Here is a 16,257-nt window from a genome sequence, read left to right on the forward strand (position 1 = left end):
CTATGGACAGTACGGTGAGAGTCGGCACAACTAACAAGCCAAGGCAGCAAGGGTGCTTTGTGCTGGAACGTCGTGACCGGCGCCACTGCTTGCGGCCTTATGTCGCTTGGAGTGCTAATGGCAGCGATAACAGAATGACAGACAATTAACATGAAGGACACTTGGTTTGAATCTGATTGAAAACAGCAAACTTAAATGGAAACATTTTGTCGGAGGAGAGGACTTCGACTACCCGATTGACTATTGGGCAGCCTTACTTCGTGCCAGCGATGATGGACATGTCGATCTGCTGTATAGATGGGAACCAAACAGTTACTGCCATTTTCATAGGCACACAGCTAGAACAACCTCGACAGTATTAGCCGGAGAGCTACATGTAGTAGACATCGATTTAGATTCGGGTGAAGAGACTAGTCATCGAGTTCGCAATGCGGGAGACTACGTTTGTAAAGAGCCTTATGACGTGCACATGGAGTATGGCGGCCCTAAAGGTGCCCTCGTATTGTTCAACATATTTAGTCCGGACGGATTGCTAGCGGAGAGTTTAGCTCGAGACGGTACAGTGATTGGAAAATCCAAGCTAGAAGATATCTTGAGAGGCAGTTCGTCTAGATCGGGTGCCGCGTAAAAAGCACATTTTGTCAGACTGGTTGTCCGCTGTGCCCGTTGTGGACAGGATAATGGCAGCGCGAGGTATCAACCTGTGATTGGGCAATACAAAAGCATAATCAGCCTCTCAGTTTTGAGGTGATAGCGGACATTAGCGACCCCTTTGCGCCCCACGGGGTCAGTAGGCTATGAAACCGCAGCGCAGGGTTATTAGCTATCACTCGGTAGAAAGGCTAACCCCTGTGCGATGGAATCTCTGTTTTACCTAATGTGAAGCTAAGGCGTTATTGAGTGAGCCATTTGACCAAGAGATTTATGCTTGGCGTGATTTTGGGTACTGGTGTGATCTTCATGCTTTTTGGGCGGTACGAGATAGTTGCGGCAGAGGATGATGCGTATCGGTTAGACCGACTAACTGGCTCGATTTGTCGTGCTAACAGCAGGCGCTGCTAAAACAATTAAAAAAGCCCTCCGTATCGCCTGAATATTCTCTATAGTGCTGCGACCGCTGAAACACCAGATGCGGTCACCAGGGCTGTGCCTGCAGGTTAGGTGCGATCAGAGTCATCGGGTGCCTGTGCAGTCACGCTGGTCTTGTGCCAGGTAACGGCCATGATCTCGGTCTCTGTAGCGCCGGCGGCACCCATCTCCGTGGCAGCTGTGTGGCGCACGGTATGGAACACCGGCATCTCACCCCTGAAGTCTGGCTCGATCATCTCATGGATCGCGGTGCGGATCAGCTCATCGAAGTCTGCCGGCTTGCCTGCCACACGACCACGGAAGACCTGGGGGTGGCCGGTTTTCTTGAACTCCTTCATGTGCGCCTTGAGCGGTTTACGGACGGCAGGGGTCATCTCTGCGGCCTGGTCGATGTGCTTCATCAGTAGCTTCCACTCGCATGGCTTGATGATGCGCTGTCTCTCCTTTGCGTCATCGCCGCGTTGGATGAGCTTGCAGGGGTTGGGCCCGATGAACAGGGGGTCGCTTCGGAGTGTCTGTTTCGACACCGAGTGATACAGCCCGAGAACGCGCCGAGGTATCGGTTCTTGGTAGCTTCCGTACAGGCTAGCTTATCCATGCCGGCGACATTGTTCCTGCGAGCGATACAGCGAGGATCAATGGCGCGGTCACGGATGTCGCGCTCCTGGTCGCTCACCCAGTCGGCAGCCTCCTGGTAGGTATAGAAGGTCTTGGACTGTGTTTCATACCCCTTGCAGCGTACCTGTGCGTTGTAGCGCACGACCCCTGCAGTGGTGGTTCTTTCTTAGATGTTCTTTTTCATATGTAGGCTCCGTTATACACGATAGTCTTGTGACATCGTTGTGACACGGACACCTTTGAACAGGCACAAAAAAAGGGCTTCAATCTCTCGAAACCCTTTGATATGGCGGTGGGCGTAGGATTCGAACCTACGGAGGGGATAAACCCTCAACGGTTTTCAAGACCGCCGCTTTCGACCACTCAGCCAGCCCACCGAAAAACTCTATTGCTTGCTGCTACACCGTATGGCGAAGCAGGCGAGATTATACCGTTATGGAAACTGTGCACAAGAGCTGGAAAGCCCCTTGTGCACTAATTTCAGTACTTTTAGTTGCCCGATGCCGCCTCTGCCACCTGCACAGAAGGCAGAGGGCCGCGCGGATCATTGCTGGCGCGAGGTGCTGCACGGCCGCTATGTTCCGCAGCGGGCGCTACTTCATCTTTGAACAGTGCAACTTGGGCGGTGGAGATCTCAACAGAGGCAACGGGTCGTGCCTCTACTCTTGGATCATTAATCGCTCGCCCTTCTTCATTGATCCCCGTTGCAATAGCGGGTTCCTCTGCGACTGGTGTTGGAGCTTCGGCAATTGTTGCTTCTGCCTGGGGCTCTTCAACTGGAACTGCAACCTCAGGGGCAGACACTTCAGACGCTGCAACTTCCGGTTCTGAAATCGCGACGACCTCTGCTTCTGTTGCTCGCTCGGCTTGAACAGCTTTGGCGTCCACCTCTGGGGCGGCTACAACTTCAGCCACGGGCTCAGCAGTGTCTGGCGTTTCTACCGGTGCAGGTGTTTGCGCTGCCATTGCGGGTTTGGGTGAATCTTCTGTTTTGGCTGCGACAACCTCTGCTTCGGGAGCGTCAGCTACAGTGTCGACTGCGGCTTCCGTTGGCATGTTTTCCTGGCCCTCGGCAGGCTTGCGGCTACGGTTGCGACGCCGACGCTGTGGTTCGCTGCGCTTCATATCTGATGGGCGCTTGCGAGGTTGGCCTTCGCGTTGCTCTTGCTCTTGAGCACCTCCGGCCTTTTTGCTGTCGTTGGCCGCCTCTGGCGCTATATCCTGGTTGCGGCGCTGGCCATCTTTGTTATTGCGACGACGGTTGCGGTTGTTGCCACTCTGGCTGCGCTCTTTCTCGCTGTCCCTGCGTTTCTGTTGTTCGCCTGAACCGCCGGTGCGTGACTGGCTCTGCTGCTGGTTACGCTTATCATCCTGGCGCTCGCCCCGAGCCTGTTGACCCTGGCCGCGTCGGTTGCGATTCCGGTTGCGATTATTGCGGTTGCCCTGAGAGGATTTCTGGCCGGATTGCTTACTCTTCGGCTTGCTCTCTTCCTCTTTCGGTTGTTTCTCTTCAGCGGCACCGAAGAGTTTCCCAAAGAAGCGAGCGACCAAACCAGGTTGCGACTTCTCCGCGGTACTTTTGCCCGAATGCTGCTTGCCTTTTTGTTCTGGCTTGGCAGTGGTCGACTCCTTCGCGGTCTGAGGGGAGGGCGCTTTCGGCACCACACCCTGAACAGCTGCTTCCTGCTGCGGGATAGCGGCAGTGTGAGTGTCGGAGATAGACTCTACATCAGGCTCGGCGACCTCAATTTTGTAGCTGATTTCCTGATCGCCATCGATTTCATCATCGCGTAGACGCTGTACTTCAAAGTGGGGCGTTTCCAAATTGGGATTGGGAACAACCAGCACGCGTACTTTGGCGTCGCGCTCAATTTCACCAAGCGCGGTGCGCTTTTCGTTGAGCAGGTAGGCAGCCACATCTACGGGAACAATGGCGCGAATTTCGGCACTGCGCTCCTTGATGGCTTCCTCTTCTAACAATCGCAGAATAGATAATGCCAGCGACTTGGTGTCACGAATAGTGCCCTGCCCGGTGCAGCGTGGACAGACCTTGGCGCTGGTTTCGCCCAGTGACGGACGCAAGCGCTGCCTGGACATTTCCAGCAAGCCAAAGCGAGAGATTCGCCCAACCTGCACTCGTGCACGATCGATGTTCAGAGCGTCACGCATCCGGTTTTCAACCTGGCGCTGGCTTTTTGCGGCTAACATGTCGATGAAATCAATAACAATCAGGCCGCCCATATCGCGTAAGCGCAGTTGTCTGGCAACCTCGTCCGCGGCTTCCAGGTTGGTTTTGAGGGCTGTTTCCTCAATATCCTTGCCTTTGGTCGCTCGGGCAGAGTTGATGTCGATGGAGACCAGTGCCTCTGTTGGGTCAATCACAATAGAGCCGCCGGAAGGAAGGCGTACTTCACGTTGAAATGCCGTCTCTATCTGGCTCTCTATCTGGAAGCGATTGAACATGGGGATGCTGTCTTCGTAGACACGCAGTTTGCTCTTAAATTGGGGCATAACCTGGCTGATGAAGTCATCTGCCTGTTGGTAAGCCTCGGGGGAGTCGATCAGTACCTGGTCGATATCGTCGCGCAGATAGTCTCGAATGGCGCGAATAATGACATTGCTTTCCTGAAACAACAGAGTGGCAGGCTTGGATTCATTGTTGGCTTCGGTGATTTTCTCCCAAAGCTGCAACAGGTAATTAAGGTCCCATTGTAATTCCTCAGAGGATCGCCCTACGCCGGCAGTGCGGATAATAACGCCCATGCCGTTGGGGATTTCCAGTGCAGAGAGGGCTTCTCGCAGTTCCGAGCGATCGTCACCATCGATGCGGCGAGAGATTCCGCCAGCGCGAGGGTTGTTGGGCATCAGGACCATGTATCGGCCGGCCAGGGAGATAAACGTGGTCAGGGCAGCGCCCTTGTTGCCACGCTCTTCCTTGTCAACCTGAACAATGATTTCAGTCCCTTCCTTAACCACGTCCTTTATCTTCATCCGGCCTTCGCCGTCCGACTTGCGATAAAAGTATTCGCGGCCAATTTCTTTAAGAGGCAGGAAACCGTGTCGGTCGGCGCCGAAGTCTACAAAAGCGGCTTCCAGGGAGGGTTCCACTCGAGTGATTTTAGCTTTGTAGATGTTTGATTTTTTCTGGACGCGGGTACGATTTTCAATGTCCAGGTCGTAGAGTCGCTGGCCATCAACCAGTGCGACGCGCAACTCTTCGGGTTGAGTTGCGTTGATTAGCATTTTCTTCATGTTGCCTAAGCCTTTTTAGAGCAGGCTGGCGGGGCAGGAATCAGTGTGCAGGCCTAATGGCCTTTGGGAGAGGTCTGTTTAAACACGCTACTTGCGTGCAGGTGCCTTATAGGCACTGGGTTTGAATGCCACTCCCGGCATCCAGGTATTCTATTTACACTACCGTCTTATCGATGGTCGTATCAGCGTCGGGTGGGGAATGAATGGTACTCGTTCCGCCTTTTTGTTAGTGTCGCAGCACCTGGGGCTATCGACAACGCTGTGTAATCTGATTCTGTGTCCCGGCAGTCTTTACTGCTCGGTTTTAGTAATCGTCGATTTTGCGGGGTATGATCGGGCATTGCCCGGCTGTTGATCCTCGCGTCGACATCCGTTGTGTGATTCTGTCTGACGGTACCTGCACATTCTTCGGCAGGCCCAAACATCGCCAGGGTGTTTGATTGTTCACCGGCACCGGTAAGTCCACGGGCGGGTTCGATCACACGCGCAGGACTATATCAGCTATTGCTGGAAAATTAAACGAATTCCGTGAGTTATGTCAGAAAGCGAACAATCCAGGCCCGTAGTACGCCACCTCACCGTGGACGAAAACTCCTCCGGCCAGCGGCTGGATAATTTCCTTACCCGCGAATTGAAGGGCGTTCCCCGGACACGCCTCTATCGCGCCTTGCGTAAGGGCGAGATCCGGGTCAATAAGGGTAGGGTTAAAGCAGATTACCGCCTGGTCACAGGAGATCTGGTTCGAATTCCTCCGCTCCGAACCCCGGCGCCATCAGATCCGCCAACCATTCCTCGCTATTGGTCCGAGCAACTCAAGCAGCGTGTTATTTATGAGGACGGTGGCCTGCTGGTGGTAGACAAACCGTCTGGGCTGGCAGTGCACGGTGGTAGTGGTCTTAATTTCGGCATGATTGAGAGTTTGCGCCAAATTCGTTCGGAGGATCGCTACCTGGAGTTAGTGCATCGACTCGACCGGGATACTTCTGGCTTAATCATGGTTGCCCGCAAGCCAGCTATCCTACGCGAACTGCATCGTCAGTTAAGAGAAGACCATGTTGATAAGCGCTACCTGGCTCTGGTGGCGGGCAAATGGCCGCGCAGTAAAGTGCGGGTGGACGCCCCCTTGCAAAAAAATGTGCTGCAGTCTGGCGAGCGTATGGTCAGGGTGGCGAAGGAGGGCAAGCGTTCAATTACTGACTTTACTGTCGTTGAGCGCTTTAAAGGTGCGACTTTGGTCGAGGCGAAACCTGTGACAGGCCGCACTCATCAAATACGGGTACACGCATTGCACGCTGGCTTCCCGCTGTTGGGAGATAGTAAATACGGCTCTCCTAAAGGCGAGGCTTTGTGTGAACAGATCGGTCTAAAGCGACTGTTTTTACACGCCCGGGCACTGCGTTTTAAGTTGCCTGATGTGGGGCGTATGGAGCTCGAGGCGCCTCTCGATAAAGATCTTGAAATGGCATTAGATAAATTACGTAAATGGTTGTAATTAAATGATTATATTCGACTGGGATGGCACCTTATGTGACTCGGTCGCGCAGATCGTACGCTCGGTTCAGGGCGTGGCGCGCGAGATGGGCCTTCCTGTTCCCAGTGAGGCAGAGGCTGCCAATATTATTGGGCTAAGCCTGCACCGGGCGATGGAGGTGTTGTTCCCCGAGGTGCCGCCTGCCGAGCTTGAGCAGCTTATCAGCGGGTATTCCAGCCACTATGTGGCCAATGAGGAAGCGCCTCCTGCCATGTTCCCCGGTGCATTAGAAACCCTGAACGAGTTAAGGGGGCGAGGTTTTGAACTTGCCGTGGCGACAGGTAAAAGCCGCAGAGGCCTTGATAGGGTTCTGCGAGTAATGGGTATGGAGGACATGTTTGACGCGACGCGATGTGCGGATGAAACGACGTCCAAACCTGATCCCCTGATGCTCAACGAGCTTCTATTAGAGAGAAGTATCTCCCCAGAGCGTGCCCTGATGATTGGCGATACTGAATATGACCTGGAAATGGCGGTTAATGCGGGCATCTCTTCGGTGGGGGTGAGTTTTGGCGTTCACAGCATTGAGCGCCTGGCAGTCCATAAGCCGGTGGCGATCGTCGACTCACTGCCGCAACTGCTGGAACTACCCGAACTCGCAGGTCGGTAAGCGATAATCAGCGGCGTCCGGATTCTAGTGCTCAAGAACAGGCGCTCCGGCTGCCTTCAGCAGTCTGCAGGTGGCGATCAGGGGCAGGCCGACGAGAGTGGTTGGATCATCTCCGATCATTTTCTCAAATAGAGCAATACCCAGGCCTTCGCATTTAAAGCTCCCTGCACAGTCATAGGGCTTTTCTTTTTGCAGATAGGTTTCTATTTCCAAAGATTCGAGTTCTCGAAAAACCACACTGAAGCGCTCTATCAGAGTTTCGTGATAGTCGATGGACAGGTTAATAAGCGACAGGCCGGTATAGAAGTCTACCCGTTGCCCGGCACTATCGTGAAGTTGCTTGCTCGCTGCTGCATGAGAACCGGGCTTGCCAATACAGCTGCCAGCGAGGCTCGCAACCTGATCGCTGCCAATAACGAAAGCACCGGGATTAGTGCTGGCAATATCAAGGGCTTTAGCTGTGGCCAGACGCTGGGCCAGTGCCGCTGGCGACTCACCCGGATGTGCAGTTTCATCCACGTTTGGTGACTCGCAGCGAAATGGAATTTGTAGCCTTTCCAGCAATTGTCGTCGATAAGGGGATGTGGAGGCGAGAATCAGATCCATTAGTGGGCCTACTTGGTGTGAATAAGTGAGAGAACTGCTTGTATTTTATAGAATTTTTTTTGACAAAGGGGGGTTGCGTCACTATAGTGCGCGCCTATGTTGACTGAGCCCCTCCCCAACACGCTGGATGTCCGCAAGGCAGCGGCGCGTGGAGTGAGTATCAGCGGAGCGTTAAAGCCCGTCGATTTGCCCCGTTTTATGGCCTTGTTGGCCAATGATACGGGTGAGATCATGGCCGGCTTGGCGTTTTCTCGTGACGAGGAAAATCGGGCGGTAGTCGCAGTAGAGTTCGAGGCGAAAATCTCGGTAATTTGCCAGCGCTGCTTGCAAGCCATGCCGTTGAGCATGACCGGTGATAACAGCTTGGGCGTCGTCTTGACAGACGAACAAGCCAAGCACCTTCCTCGGCATCTAGACGCGCTGATAGTGCCGGAAGAGAGTTGTAATTTGTGGGAACTGGTAGAGGATGAGCTAATACTCGCACTGCCTCCATTCAGTTACCACGACACAGAAGATTGTAAACAGATATTGTCCGAATATACCGGGCCGGGTCCTGAAGAGGGCGAGGGTGATCAGAAACCCAACCCCTTCGACGTACTGGCACAGTTAAAAACGGATAAGTAAATCAGGAGTTAACCATGGCTGTTCAGAAAAGTAAGAAGACCCGCTCTCGTCGCGGAATGCGTCGTTCACACGATGCACTGTCAGGATCCACGTTGTCAGTAGACCAGACTTCCGGAGAAACCCACTTGCGCCACCATGTGAGCGCTGACGGCTTTTACCGCGGCAAGAAAGTCGTAGACACTGGCTCCGACGACTAAAAATCGGTTCAGGCGGTCATCAGTACCGTTTGTAACTTCAGCGGTGGCTATGGCCTCCGCCGCCCTGACAGCGCTTCCAATAGGAGCGCTGTCAACATTTCTAGCCCCCGAAAACTCTCCCTACTGTTTGCTTCGCTCTCTAATTAGTTGGTTGGCAGATCGGCAGGAAACCCTAAAATGAATGCTATAGATCATCCAGGAAGAAGCCATGTCAGAATACGATAACGCATTTGTCTTTCCCGGCCAGGGTTCACAACAAGTTGGGATGCTGGCTGCAGCGCATGAGCGCTTCGCCGGCGTCAGAGAAACCTACGTCGAGGCGTCAGATGCGCTCGGATACGACGTATGGGATCTGATTCAAAATGGTGAACAGGATGCACTTAATCTCACGGAGACCACGCAGCCGGTGCTGCTCTCCTCTTCAGTGGCCCTATGGCGGGCGTGGCAGGAGCAGGGAGGTAGGCAGCCTGAGGTAATGGCTGGCCATAGCCTGGGTGAGTTTACTGCGCTGGTCTGTGCAGGCTCACTGGATTTTGCTGACGCCGTAAAACTGGTTCGAAGTCGTGGTCAGTTCATGCAGACCGCCGTGCCTGTGGGCGAGGGCGCCATGGCGGCGATCATTGGTCTGGATGACGAGGCGATTAACAATATTTGCGAGGCAAGCGAAGGGATTGTGGCTGCGGTCAATTTTAATTCTCCAGGGCAAGTGGTCATCGCCGGTCATACGGCCGCAGTAGAGAGTGCGATAGCAGAGCTTAAGGAGGCTGGCGCAAAGCGAGCTCTGCCACTGCCAGTGAGCGCGCCTTTCCATACCGAATTAATGAAGCCGGCAGGCGAGCAGCTGGCAGCCGCTATGGCCAACATTACCATTGTTCCCCCGCAGGTCCCTGTTATCCATAATGTTCATGCCCAGGCAGAGAGCGACCCGGAGAAGATACGCGCATTGTTGGTACAGCAGATATACAGTCCCGTGCAATGGACCCGTTGCGTGCAGGCTATCGTTGCTGCCGGGGTGACCAATGTCGTTGAGTGCGGGCCAGGTAAAGTGCTCAGTGGTTTAAATCGTAGAATTGATAAATCGCTGTCCAGTTTTTCACTGGAGGAGCCAGACTCCTTGATGGCGGCGCGACAAGAATTGGGCTAAGCCCGCTAGATACACGGAGATAGTCGATGAATGAAGATAACAAAGTGGCGCTGGTTACAGGAGCGAGCCGAGGCATAGGTAAGGCCATTGCAGAGCAATTAGCAGCTGATGGTTATGTCGTCATTGGCACTGCCACCAGCGACGGTGGGGCAGAGAATATCAGTGCCTACCTGAAGGGTTCGGGCAATGAAGGCTGCGGTATGAAGTTGGATGTGGCCGACAGCGAAAGCGTTAAAGAGGTGCTAAAGGCGATAGCCGAGCAGTACGCTGCCCCCCTGATCCTAATCAATAATGCCGGCATCACCCGCGATAACATTCTCATGCGAATGAAAGAGGATGAATGGGGCGATGTTATTGATACCAATCTCAACGCGCTTTATAGGGTAAGCAAGGCTTGCCTGCGTGGGATGACCAAAGCCCGATGGGGCCGAATTGTCAATATCACCTCAGTCGTGGGCTCCATGGGCAACATGGGCCAGAGCAACTACGCTGCGACCAAGGCTGGCGCTGAAGGCTTTTCGAGGGCCCTGGCACGTGAGCTCGGCTCCCGTTCCGTGACTGTCAACAGTATCGCACCCGGTTTTATTGATACCGATATGACCCGCGAGTTGACCGATGACCAGCGCAACCTGATGCTGGGCCAGATTCCGCTTGGTCGACTGGGCCAGCCGGAAGAGATCGCTGCGCTGGTGGGCTTCCTGTGCAGCGACATGGCTGGCTATATTACCGGTGAAACCCTTCATATTAACGGTGGTATGTACATGGCTTAGCTGGTTGAATAGCCCGCGAACCCCGTAGTTGAAACATAGCGTAAAAAAATATTTATTACTCTTGGACAAAACAGAGTAAAATGCCGCATCAGGCCGTAAAAACGGGTTTGAAAAAGCACTAAATCTCAGGAGATACGAATAATCATGAGCAGCATCGAAGAACGCGTTAAGAAGATCGTCGCAGAACAGCTTGGCGTAAAAGAAGAAGAAGTGCAGACCGAGGCTTCTTTCGTCGAAGACCTGGGTGCGGACTCTCTGGACACTGTAGAGCTAGTAATGGCACTCGAAGAGGAATTCGAAACTGAAATCCCCGATGAGGAAGCGGAGAAGATTACCACTGTTAGGCTGGCGATCGACTATATCAACGCAAACCTCGCCTGATACACCAAGCTCTCTCGAAAAGCCGTTTCTATTTTTGATAGAGCGGCTTTTCTTTTTTATGCTACCTGTAAACTCACGATAGAGGAGATGCTAAGTTGATTGGCAGAAGAGTCGTTGTGACAGGGCTGGGTATTGTCAGTCCGGTGGGCCATACGGTCACTGAAACCTGGGGGAACATTCTTGCAGGAAAAAGTGGCGCAGCTCCCATTGACGCGTTTGATGTTTCCGCTTACAGCACCCGGTTCAGCGCCAGCGTGCGTGATTTCGATATCAGCGCATATTTGGCGCCTAAGGACGCACGCAAAATGGACGTTTTTGTCCAGTATGGCATGGCGGCCGGTATTCAGGCATTTGAAGACAGTGGCTATGAAGTTACAGAGGAGAACGCGGCGCGAATAGGTTGTGCAATAGGCTCTGGCATAGGTGGTATAGGCCAGATCGAAAAAAACACCGAAATAGTTAATAAGTCGGGTCCCCGTCGCATTTCTCCGTTTTTTGTTCCAGGCTCCATTATCAATATGATTTCGGGCAACCTGTCTGTGAAATACAATCTGCAGGGGCCAAACATTGCCGTCGTTACAGCTTGTACGACAGGAACTCACAACATCGGCCTGGGCGCGCGCATGATCGCTTTAGGTGATGCCGATGCCATGCTGGTCGGTGGTGCTGAGATGGCCACGACTCCTGTAGGGCTGGGTGGGTTTGCCGCAGCCCGGGCTTTGTCCACGCGCAATGACGATCCCCAGGCGGCCTCTCGACCCTGGGATAAAGATCGAGACGGTTTTGTCCTCGGTGATGGCGCCGGAGTGATCATGCTGGAAGAGTATGAGTCGGCGAAAGCGCGCGGCGCGACGATATATGCAGAGCTGGCCGGCTTTGGCATGAGTGGCGACGCTTATCATATGACATTGCCACCGGAAGACGGTCGAGGCGCTGCCGCGTCTATGGCCAACGCGGTTCGAGATGCCGGTGTTGCGGTCGACAAAATCAATTACATCAATGCTCACGGCACATCGACGCCTGCGGGTGACGTGGCGGAAAGCAGAGCGGTTGAAACTGTGCTCGGTTCAGCTTCGGACCAAGTGGCCGTCAGTTCAACAAAGTCAATGATCGGGCACCTGCTGGGCGCTGCTGGAGCAGTTGAAGCGATATTTTCAGTGCTGGCCATCCGGGATCAGGTTTGCCCGCCAACGATTAATCTTGACCATCCGGACGAAGGGGCCAACCTGAACTACGTGCCACATAGCGCCCAGGAACGTGAGATTCATAGTGTACTTTCCAATTCCTTTGGATTCGGCGGCACTAATGGGTCTTTGTTATTTAGCAAACTAGACTAAATGGTGGCGGGGTGAGCTCAAGTCCATTGATCTGGGTAGATGGCGAACCCGCTCAGGCGCTGCCGCTTCCCGATCGCGGCCTGGACTTCGGTGACGGCCTTTTCGAAACCTTGCTGGTGCGCCAGGGCGTGCCGCTTTTCCTGCCTCTTCATATGGAACGTCTGGCGGCGGGAGTTGACCTGCTCTCCTTTCCCGATTGTATTGACGCGGCCAAGGCTCAATTGAGTCACAGCGCTGCCAGGCTTAGTGACCTGGATTGGGCTGCCATGCGCCTCACGCTCACGCGCGGTAGTGCTCCCAGGGGCTACGCAGCGCCTCTTGAAGCGATGCCACGTATAGTCATTACAGCTGCCGGATTGGCGGCGGATAGAAGCCAACAGGCAGCACCACTGCATCTGGGTTGGGCAGACCTGCGTTGGTCAAGTCAGCCTCATTTAGCGGGAATCAAACACCTGAATCGGCTGGAGCAAGTACTGGTGGCAAATCAGGCCCGGGATTCTCACTGGGACGATGCTGTTGTGCTCGATCAGCAGGGCAACGTTTGTTCGCTGTCTGCAGGGAATCTGTTTTTGCTTGAATCTGGTCGCCTCCTCACCCCCTCTTTGGAAACCTGCGGCATTGCCGGAACACGCAGGCGACTCGTGCTTGAACAACTTGCACCCGCGCTGGGGGTTGCTGTAGAGCAGGCGCACATCAGCCCCGAGCAATTATTAGAAGCTGATGCGGTTATTTGCTGCAACAGTATTCGCGGCCTGCAGGCCGTAGCGAGTCTTGGGGATAGATCGTGGACGAATTTTTCGATGTGTGAGGCCTTGCACCAACGTTACGTGGACGCCATGGCATGCTGAAGAGGGTCATGGCAGTCCTCACGATAGTAGTAGTGGTTGTACTTTTCGCATCCACAGCGAAATATTTGCAGCATCAGTGGCAGCAGCCGCTCAAGATAGACGCCGAGGGATATCACCTGGAGATTGGCTCCGGTCAAACCCTGCGTTCAGTCGTTGCCAAACTGGAGGCAGACGGTATTTACCAAAACGGCTGGATGTTGAGTCGCTACGGCCGCTGGACTGGACTTGATCAACAAATCAAACGTGGTGAGTACCTTGTTCCAACAGGTACAACCCCTGTGGCTTTGTTGCGGCTATTGCAGCAAGGAAAGGTAATTCGTTACCAAGTGACGTTGCCAGAGGGCATTACGGTGGTCAAAGCGCTGCAGATATTGGCGCAAAATGCTGAGTTGGAACATGAACTCTCAGGCGTTGACGATGAGAAGATCAAGACGCTGACTCGCTCTCGCGCCAGTGCCGAAGGTTTATTTTTTCCTGACAGTTATCAATTCGAGCGAGGTGCTTCTGACTGGGATGTTTTATCCCGGGCACACGCAGCCATGACGGTCATCCTCGAGGAAGAATGGCAGGGCAGGGAACAAGAGCTTCCTTATAAAAACGCCTATGAAGCACTGATAATGGCCAGTATTGTCGAACGAGAAACCGGCCAACCGGCCGAGCGGGAAGAAATCGCTGGTGTTTTTGTGAGGCGAATGAGTAAAGGCATGCGCTTACAAACCGACCCGACTGTGATTTATGGGCTGGGAGATACTTTTGATGGCAACCTTCGGCGCGAGCATCTCAGGGATGACAATAACGTTTACAACACTTATCGCCACAAGGGGTTACCCCCCACCCCGATTGCGCTGCCGGGGAGGGCTGCTATACATGCAGCACTGCACCCTAACGAGGGTGCAAGTCTGTATTTTGTAGCCAAGGGCGATGGTGGCCATTATTTTAGTGAGAGCCTTGCTGAACATCAGGCAGCCGTGCGTAAATACCAGCTTCAACGCAGACAGGACTATCGCTCCAGTCCAGCAAAACAATAAGGGAGTCAATGGAATCACGTGGATTGTTTATCACCGTTGAAGGCGGTGAAGGTGTTGGTAAGTCAACCAACATGGCTTACATGCAACAGCATTTAACAGACCTGGGGATTGACCTGCTGGTTACCCGGGAGCCTGGCGGCACCGCGCTGGGCGAAGATATTCGCGAGCTTTTGCTGCGCCCGCGACAAGAAAGCATGGCCTCCGGTGCTGAATTGTTGCTGATCTTTGCGGCGCGAGCACAACACCTTGAGCAAGTGGTTGAACCAGCTCTTGCCAACGGACGGTGGGTGCTTTGCGATCGTTTTACCGATGCTACTTACGCGTACCAGGGTGGAGGTAGAGGCTTGGCTGTGGCTATGATTCGTGAACTGGAGCAACTGGTTCAGGGAGAACTACGCCCCGATTACACATTGCTGCTGGATGCGCCGGTAGGGGTAGGCATGTCCCGAGCCCGGGAGCGGGGAGAACTGGATCGTTTCGAATTGGAGCAGACTGCTTTTTTTGAACGTGTTCGTGCATCCTACCTGCAACTAGCCAGCGAAAGCAGTGGGCGCTACCGAGTGGTTGATGCCTCAAAAGAGCTGGTAGAGGTTGAACAACAGTTGCAGGAAATCTGTGCGGAACTTGCAACTTGCTGGGGGGTGCGGCGCCGGTGATGGAGCTTAGCGGCTTGCCTGCAATCAGTGCCCCTTTGCCCTGGCAGGGAACGACGTGGGCGCGTTTTAATCAGCAGTTGGCTGACGGCAATCTGCCCCATGCTCTGGTGCTTGCAGGTCTGCCAGGCAGTGGCAAATCCAGGCTTGCTCTCGCCCTGGCGCGCTTACTGCTTTGTACCGCTCCCAATGGGGGGTTGAATTGCGGCAAGTGTCATTCCTGTGAAATGAGCGCTGCAGGAAGTCATGGCGATTTTCGCTGGCTGCAGCCAGAGGAAAAAAGCCGGGCAATAAAAATTGATCAGGTAAGGGAAGTCGTTACTTTCACCACTAAAACCGCAAGCTTTGGTGACCGTAAGATTGTCGTTCTGGCTCCAGCGGATGCGATGAATACTAACGCGGCAAATGGTTTGCTCAAGTCATTAGAAGAGCCTTCCCCCGGAACATTCCTGATATTGGTGTGTGACCAATTACACGGATTGCCTGCAACTGTTCGCTCACGGTGTCAACTCATCAAGGTGCCAGCGCCGAGTCTAGATAGCAGCAGGGCTTGGTTGGACCAGGCCACTGGCGACAGCGATGAGAGTGCGCGTTTGCTGGACCTGGCTGACGGAATGCCGATGCTGGCTGAGGCTATGTACCAGCGTGCAGACGGGGAAAAGCTGATTGCGATAAGGGCGGCTTGTCGTGGTTTGGCAGCAGGCAAGCTTAGTGCTAACCAGGCAGCGACTATGCTGGCAGAGGCGCCGATGGACGAGGCGCTTGAGCAAATGGCGAGAACGGCGCGTGGCTCAATCAAGGCTCTGGACAAAGAAAATCTCAATGGCCAGACGGGGCGTTGCTTATACGAGTTTTTAGATGAAGTCGGTAAAATTCAGCGGGCCGTTCGGGGCGGGGCAAACCCTAACCGGCAGTTGCTGACAGAAGTTTTATTGGAAAAGCTGCAATCCGTGTTGGGCCGGCCTCTCGCGGGTGGTAGTATTGGGCCATAATCAGGGGAGGTTGGGCTATGAACGACACCAGGCAAAACAGCCGCAACGGTATATTGTCACTGACTATTAAAGACAAAGCCGTGCTGTACTCTGCCTACATGCCATTTTTAGAAAACGGCGGGCTTTTCGTGCCTACCAATAAAGCGTACGCGCTTGGCGACGAAGTCTTTATGTTGCTGACCTTGATGGACGAGGCCGAGAAAGTCCCCATTGCCGGCAAAGTCGTTTGGGTGACACCAAGGGGTGCGCAGGGAAATCGTACGGCAGGTATTGGCGTCCAGTTCAGCGAGCAAGATGCGGCGGCCAACGCTAAGATTGAAAATCACCTGGCGGGTTCGCTAGGGTCTGATCGGCCAACCCATACCATGTAGCACTCTTAAGTTAATTTCTTGAAATACTCTTTAAGTCTCTGTTATGTAGTATTTAAAGATAAAAAAATGGGCCCCGAAAGGGACCCAATAAGACCATTAGGAGTGAAACTTAAAGGAACTACTTCCTTTAAAGAAGCATTGGATATGCTCCCGTAACCGCCCGACTAAACTAGGGCATAGGCAGTCACATATCTAGTATCGCTCAA

18 protein-coding genes and 1 tRNA gene are annotated in these 16,257 nt (G+C 53.7%); 14 read left to right on the plus strand and 5 right to left on the minus strand.

The window, feature by feature from the left end:
• Positions 1-166 precede the first annotated feature (166 nt).
• Positions 167-628, plus strand: a complete 462-nt coding sequence (locus EYC87_RS05865) for a hypothetical protein (RefSeq protein ID WP_279252065.1) — start codon at positions 167-169, stop codon at positions 626-628.
• Positions 629-1,157: 529 nt separating this feature from the next.
• On the opposite strand, the gene EYC87_RS05870 is transcribed toward EYC87_RS05865, so the two are convergent.
• From EYC87_RS05870 to rne, 4 genes are all read right to left on the minus strand, one after another.
• Entirely contained in the window at positions 1,158-1,490 is a 333-nt protein-coding gene (locus EYC87_RS05870) for a hypothetical protein (protein ID WP_279252066.1), read from the minus strand.
• On the minus strand, positions 1,490-1,849 hold the full coding sequence (locus EYC87_RS05875) for a hypothetical protein (RefSeq protein WP_279252067.1): 360 nt from the start codon (positions 1,847-1,849) through the stop codon (positions 1,490-1,492). The genes EYC87_RS05870 and EYC87_RS05875 overlap by 1 nt, the downstream gene beginning before the upstream one ends.
• A 145-nt stretch (positions 1,850-1,994) precedes the next feature.
• A tRNA-Ser gene (locus tag EYC87_RS05880) sits at positions 1,995-2,084 on the minus strand.
• 112 nt (positions 2,085-2,196) lie between these two features.
• Positions 2,197-4,959, minus strand: coding sequence for a ribonuclease E (rne, locus tag EYC87_RS05885; RefSeq protein WP_279252068.1), 2,763 nt, complete (start codon positions 4,957-4,959; stop codon positions 2,197-2,199).
• A 535-nt stretch (positions 4,960-5,494) separates the two neighbouring features.
• Between rne and rluC the strand changes: the two genes are divergently transcribed.
• Positions 5,495-6,451, plus strand: coding sequence for a 23S rRNA pseudouridine(955/2504/2580) synthase RluC (gene rluC, locus EYC87_RS05890; RefSeq protein WP_279252069.1), 957 nt, complete (start codon positions 5,495-5,497; stop codon positions 6,449-6,451).
• A gap of 4 nt (positions 6,452-6,455) precedes the next feature.
• Positions 6,456-7,100 (plus strand): HAD family hydrolase, encoded by a 645-nt coding sequence (locus tag EYC87_RS05895; protein ID WP_279252070.1) that lies wholly within the window; start codon positions 6,456-6,458, stop codon positions 7,098-7,100.
• 24 nt (positions 7,101-7,124) lie between these two features.
• Here the strand turns inward: EYC87_RS05895 and EYC87_RS05900 are convergent, their stop codons facing one another.
• Positions 7,125-7,706, minus strand: coding sequence for a Maf family protein (locus EYC87_RS05900; RefSeq protein ID WP_279252071.1), 582 nt, complete (start codon positions 7,704-7,706; stop codon positions 7,125-7,127).
• 96 nt (positions 7,707-7,802) lie between these two features.
• Between EYC87_RS05900 and EYC87_RS05905 the strand changes: the two genes are divergently transcribed.
• The 11 genes from EYC87_RS05905 to EYC87_RS05955 all read left to right on the plus strand — a co-directional run bounded on the left by EYC87_RS05905 (position 7,803) and on the right by EYC87_RS05955 (position 16,051).
• A complete protein-coding gene (locus EYC87_RS05905) occupies positions 7,803-8,330 on the plus strand; it encodes a YceD family protein (RefSeq protein ID WP_279252072.1) in 528 nt (175 codons plus the stop codon).
• A 14-nt stretch (positions 8,331-8,344) separates the two neighbouring features.
• Entirely contained in the window at positions 8,345-8,527 is a 183-nt protein-coding gene (rpmF, locus tag EYC87_RS05910; protein WP_007229330.1) for a 50S ribosomal protein L32, read from the plus strand.
• 208 nt (positions 8,528-8,735) lie between these two features.
• Positions 8,736-9,671 (plus strand): ACP S-malonyltransferase, encoded by a 936-nt coding sequence (fabD, locus tag EYC87_RS05915; protein WP_279252073.1) that lies wholly within the window; start codon positions 8,736-8,738, stop codon positions 9,669-9,671.
• Between the two features lie 26 nt (positions 9,672-9,697).
• Positions 9,698-10,441 carry a 3-oxoacyl-ACP reductase FabG gene (gene fabG / locus EYC87_RS05920; protein WP_279252074.1) on the plus strand — a complete coding sequence of 248 codons (744 nt, stop codon included), beginning with the start codon at positions 9,698-9,700 and terminating at the stop codon, positions 10,439-10,441.
• A 144-nt stretch (positions 10,442-10,585) separates the two neighbouring features.
• Positions 10,586-10,822: an acyl carrier protein gene (acpP, locus tag EYC87_RS05925; RefSeq protein WP_279252075.1), complete on the plus strand. Its 237-nt coding sequence runs from the start codon at positions 10,586-10,588 to the stop codon at positions 10,820-10,822.
• A 95-nt stretch (positions 10,823-10,917) separates the two neighbouring features.
• Positions 10,918-12,159, plus strand: coding sequence for a beta-ketoacyl-ACP synthase II (gene fabF, locus EYC87_RS05930; RefSeq protein ID WP_279252076.1), 1,242 nt, complete (start codon positions 10,918-10,920; stop codon positions 12,157-12,159).
• An 11-nt stretch (positions 12,160-12,170) separates the two neighbouring features.
• On the plus strand, positions 12,171-13,007 hold the full coding sequence (gene pabC / locus EYC87_RS05935; RefSeq protein ID WP_279252077.1) for an aminodeoxychorismate lyase: 837 nt from the start codon (positions 12,171-12,173) through the stop codon (positions 13,005-13,007).
• Positions 13,001-14,035 carry an endolytic transglycosylase MltG gene (gene mltG / locus EYC87_RS05940; protein WP_279252078.1) on the plus strand — a complete coding sequence of 345 codons (1,035 nt, stop codon included), beginning with the start codon at positions 13,001-13,003 and terminating at the stop codon, positions 14,033-14,035. The genes pabC and mltG overlap by 7 nt, the downstream gene beginning before the upstream one ends.
• Before the next feature lie 8 nt (positions 14,036-14,043).
• Positions 14,044-14,691 (plus strand): dTMP kinase, encoded by a 648-nt coding sequence (tmk, locus tag EYC87_RS05945; protein WP_279252079.1) that lies wholly within the window; start codon positions 14,044-14,046, stop codon positions 14,689-14,691.
• Between the two features lie 14 nt (positions 14,692-14,705).
• Positions 14,706-15,680 carry a DNA polymerase III subunit delta' gene (gene holB, locus EYC87_RS05950; protein ID WP_279252080.1) on the plus strand — a complete coding sequence of 325 codons (975 nt, stop codon included), beginning with the start codon at positions 14,706-14,708 and terminating at the stop codon, positions 15,678-15,680.
• A 17-nt stretch (positions 15,681-15,697) separates the two neighbouring features.
• Positions 15,698-16,051, plus strand: a complete 354-nt coding sequence (locus EYC87_RS05955; RefSeq protein WP_279252081.1) for a PilZ domain-containing protein — start codon at positions 15,698-15,700, stop codon at positions 16,049-16,051.
• Positions 16,052-16,257 lie beyond the last annotated feature (206 nt).

The organism is Candidatus Seongchinamella marina, assembly GCF_026262685.1.
Taxonomy (GTDB): domain Bacteria; phylum Pseudomonadota; class Gammaproteobacteria; order Pseudomonadales; family Halieaceae; genus Halioglobus; species Halioglobus marinus.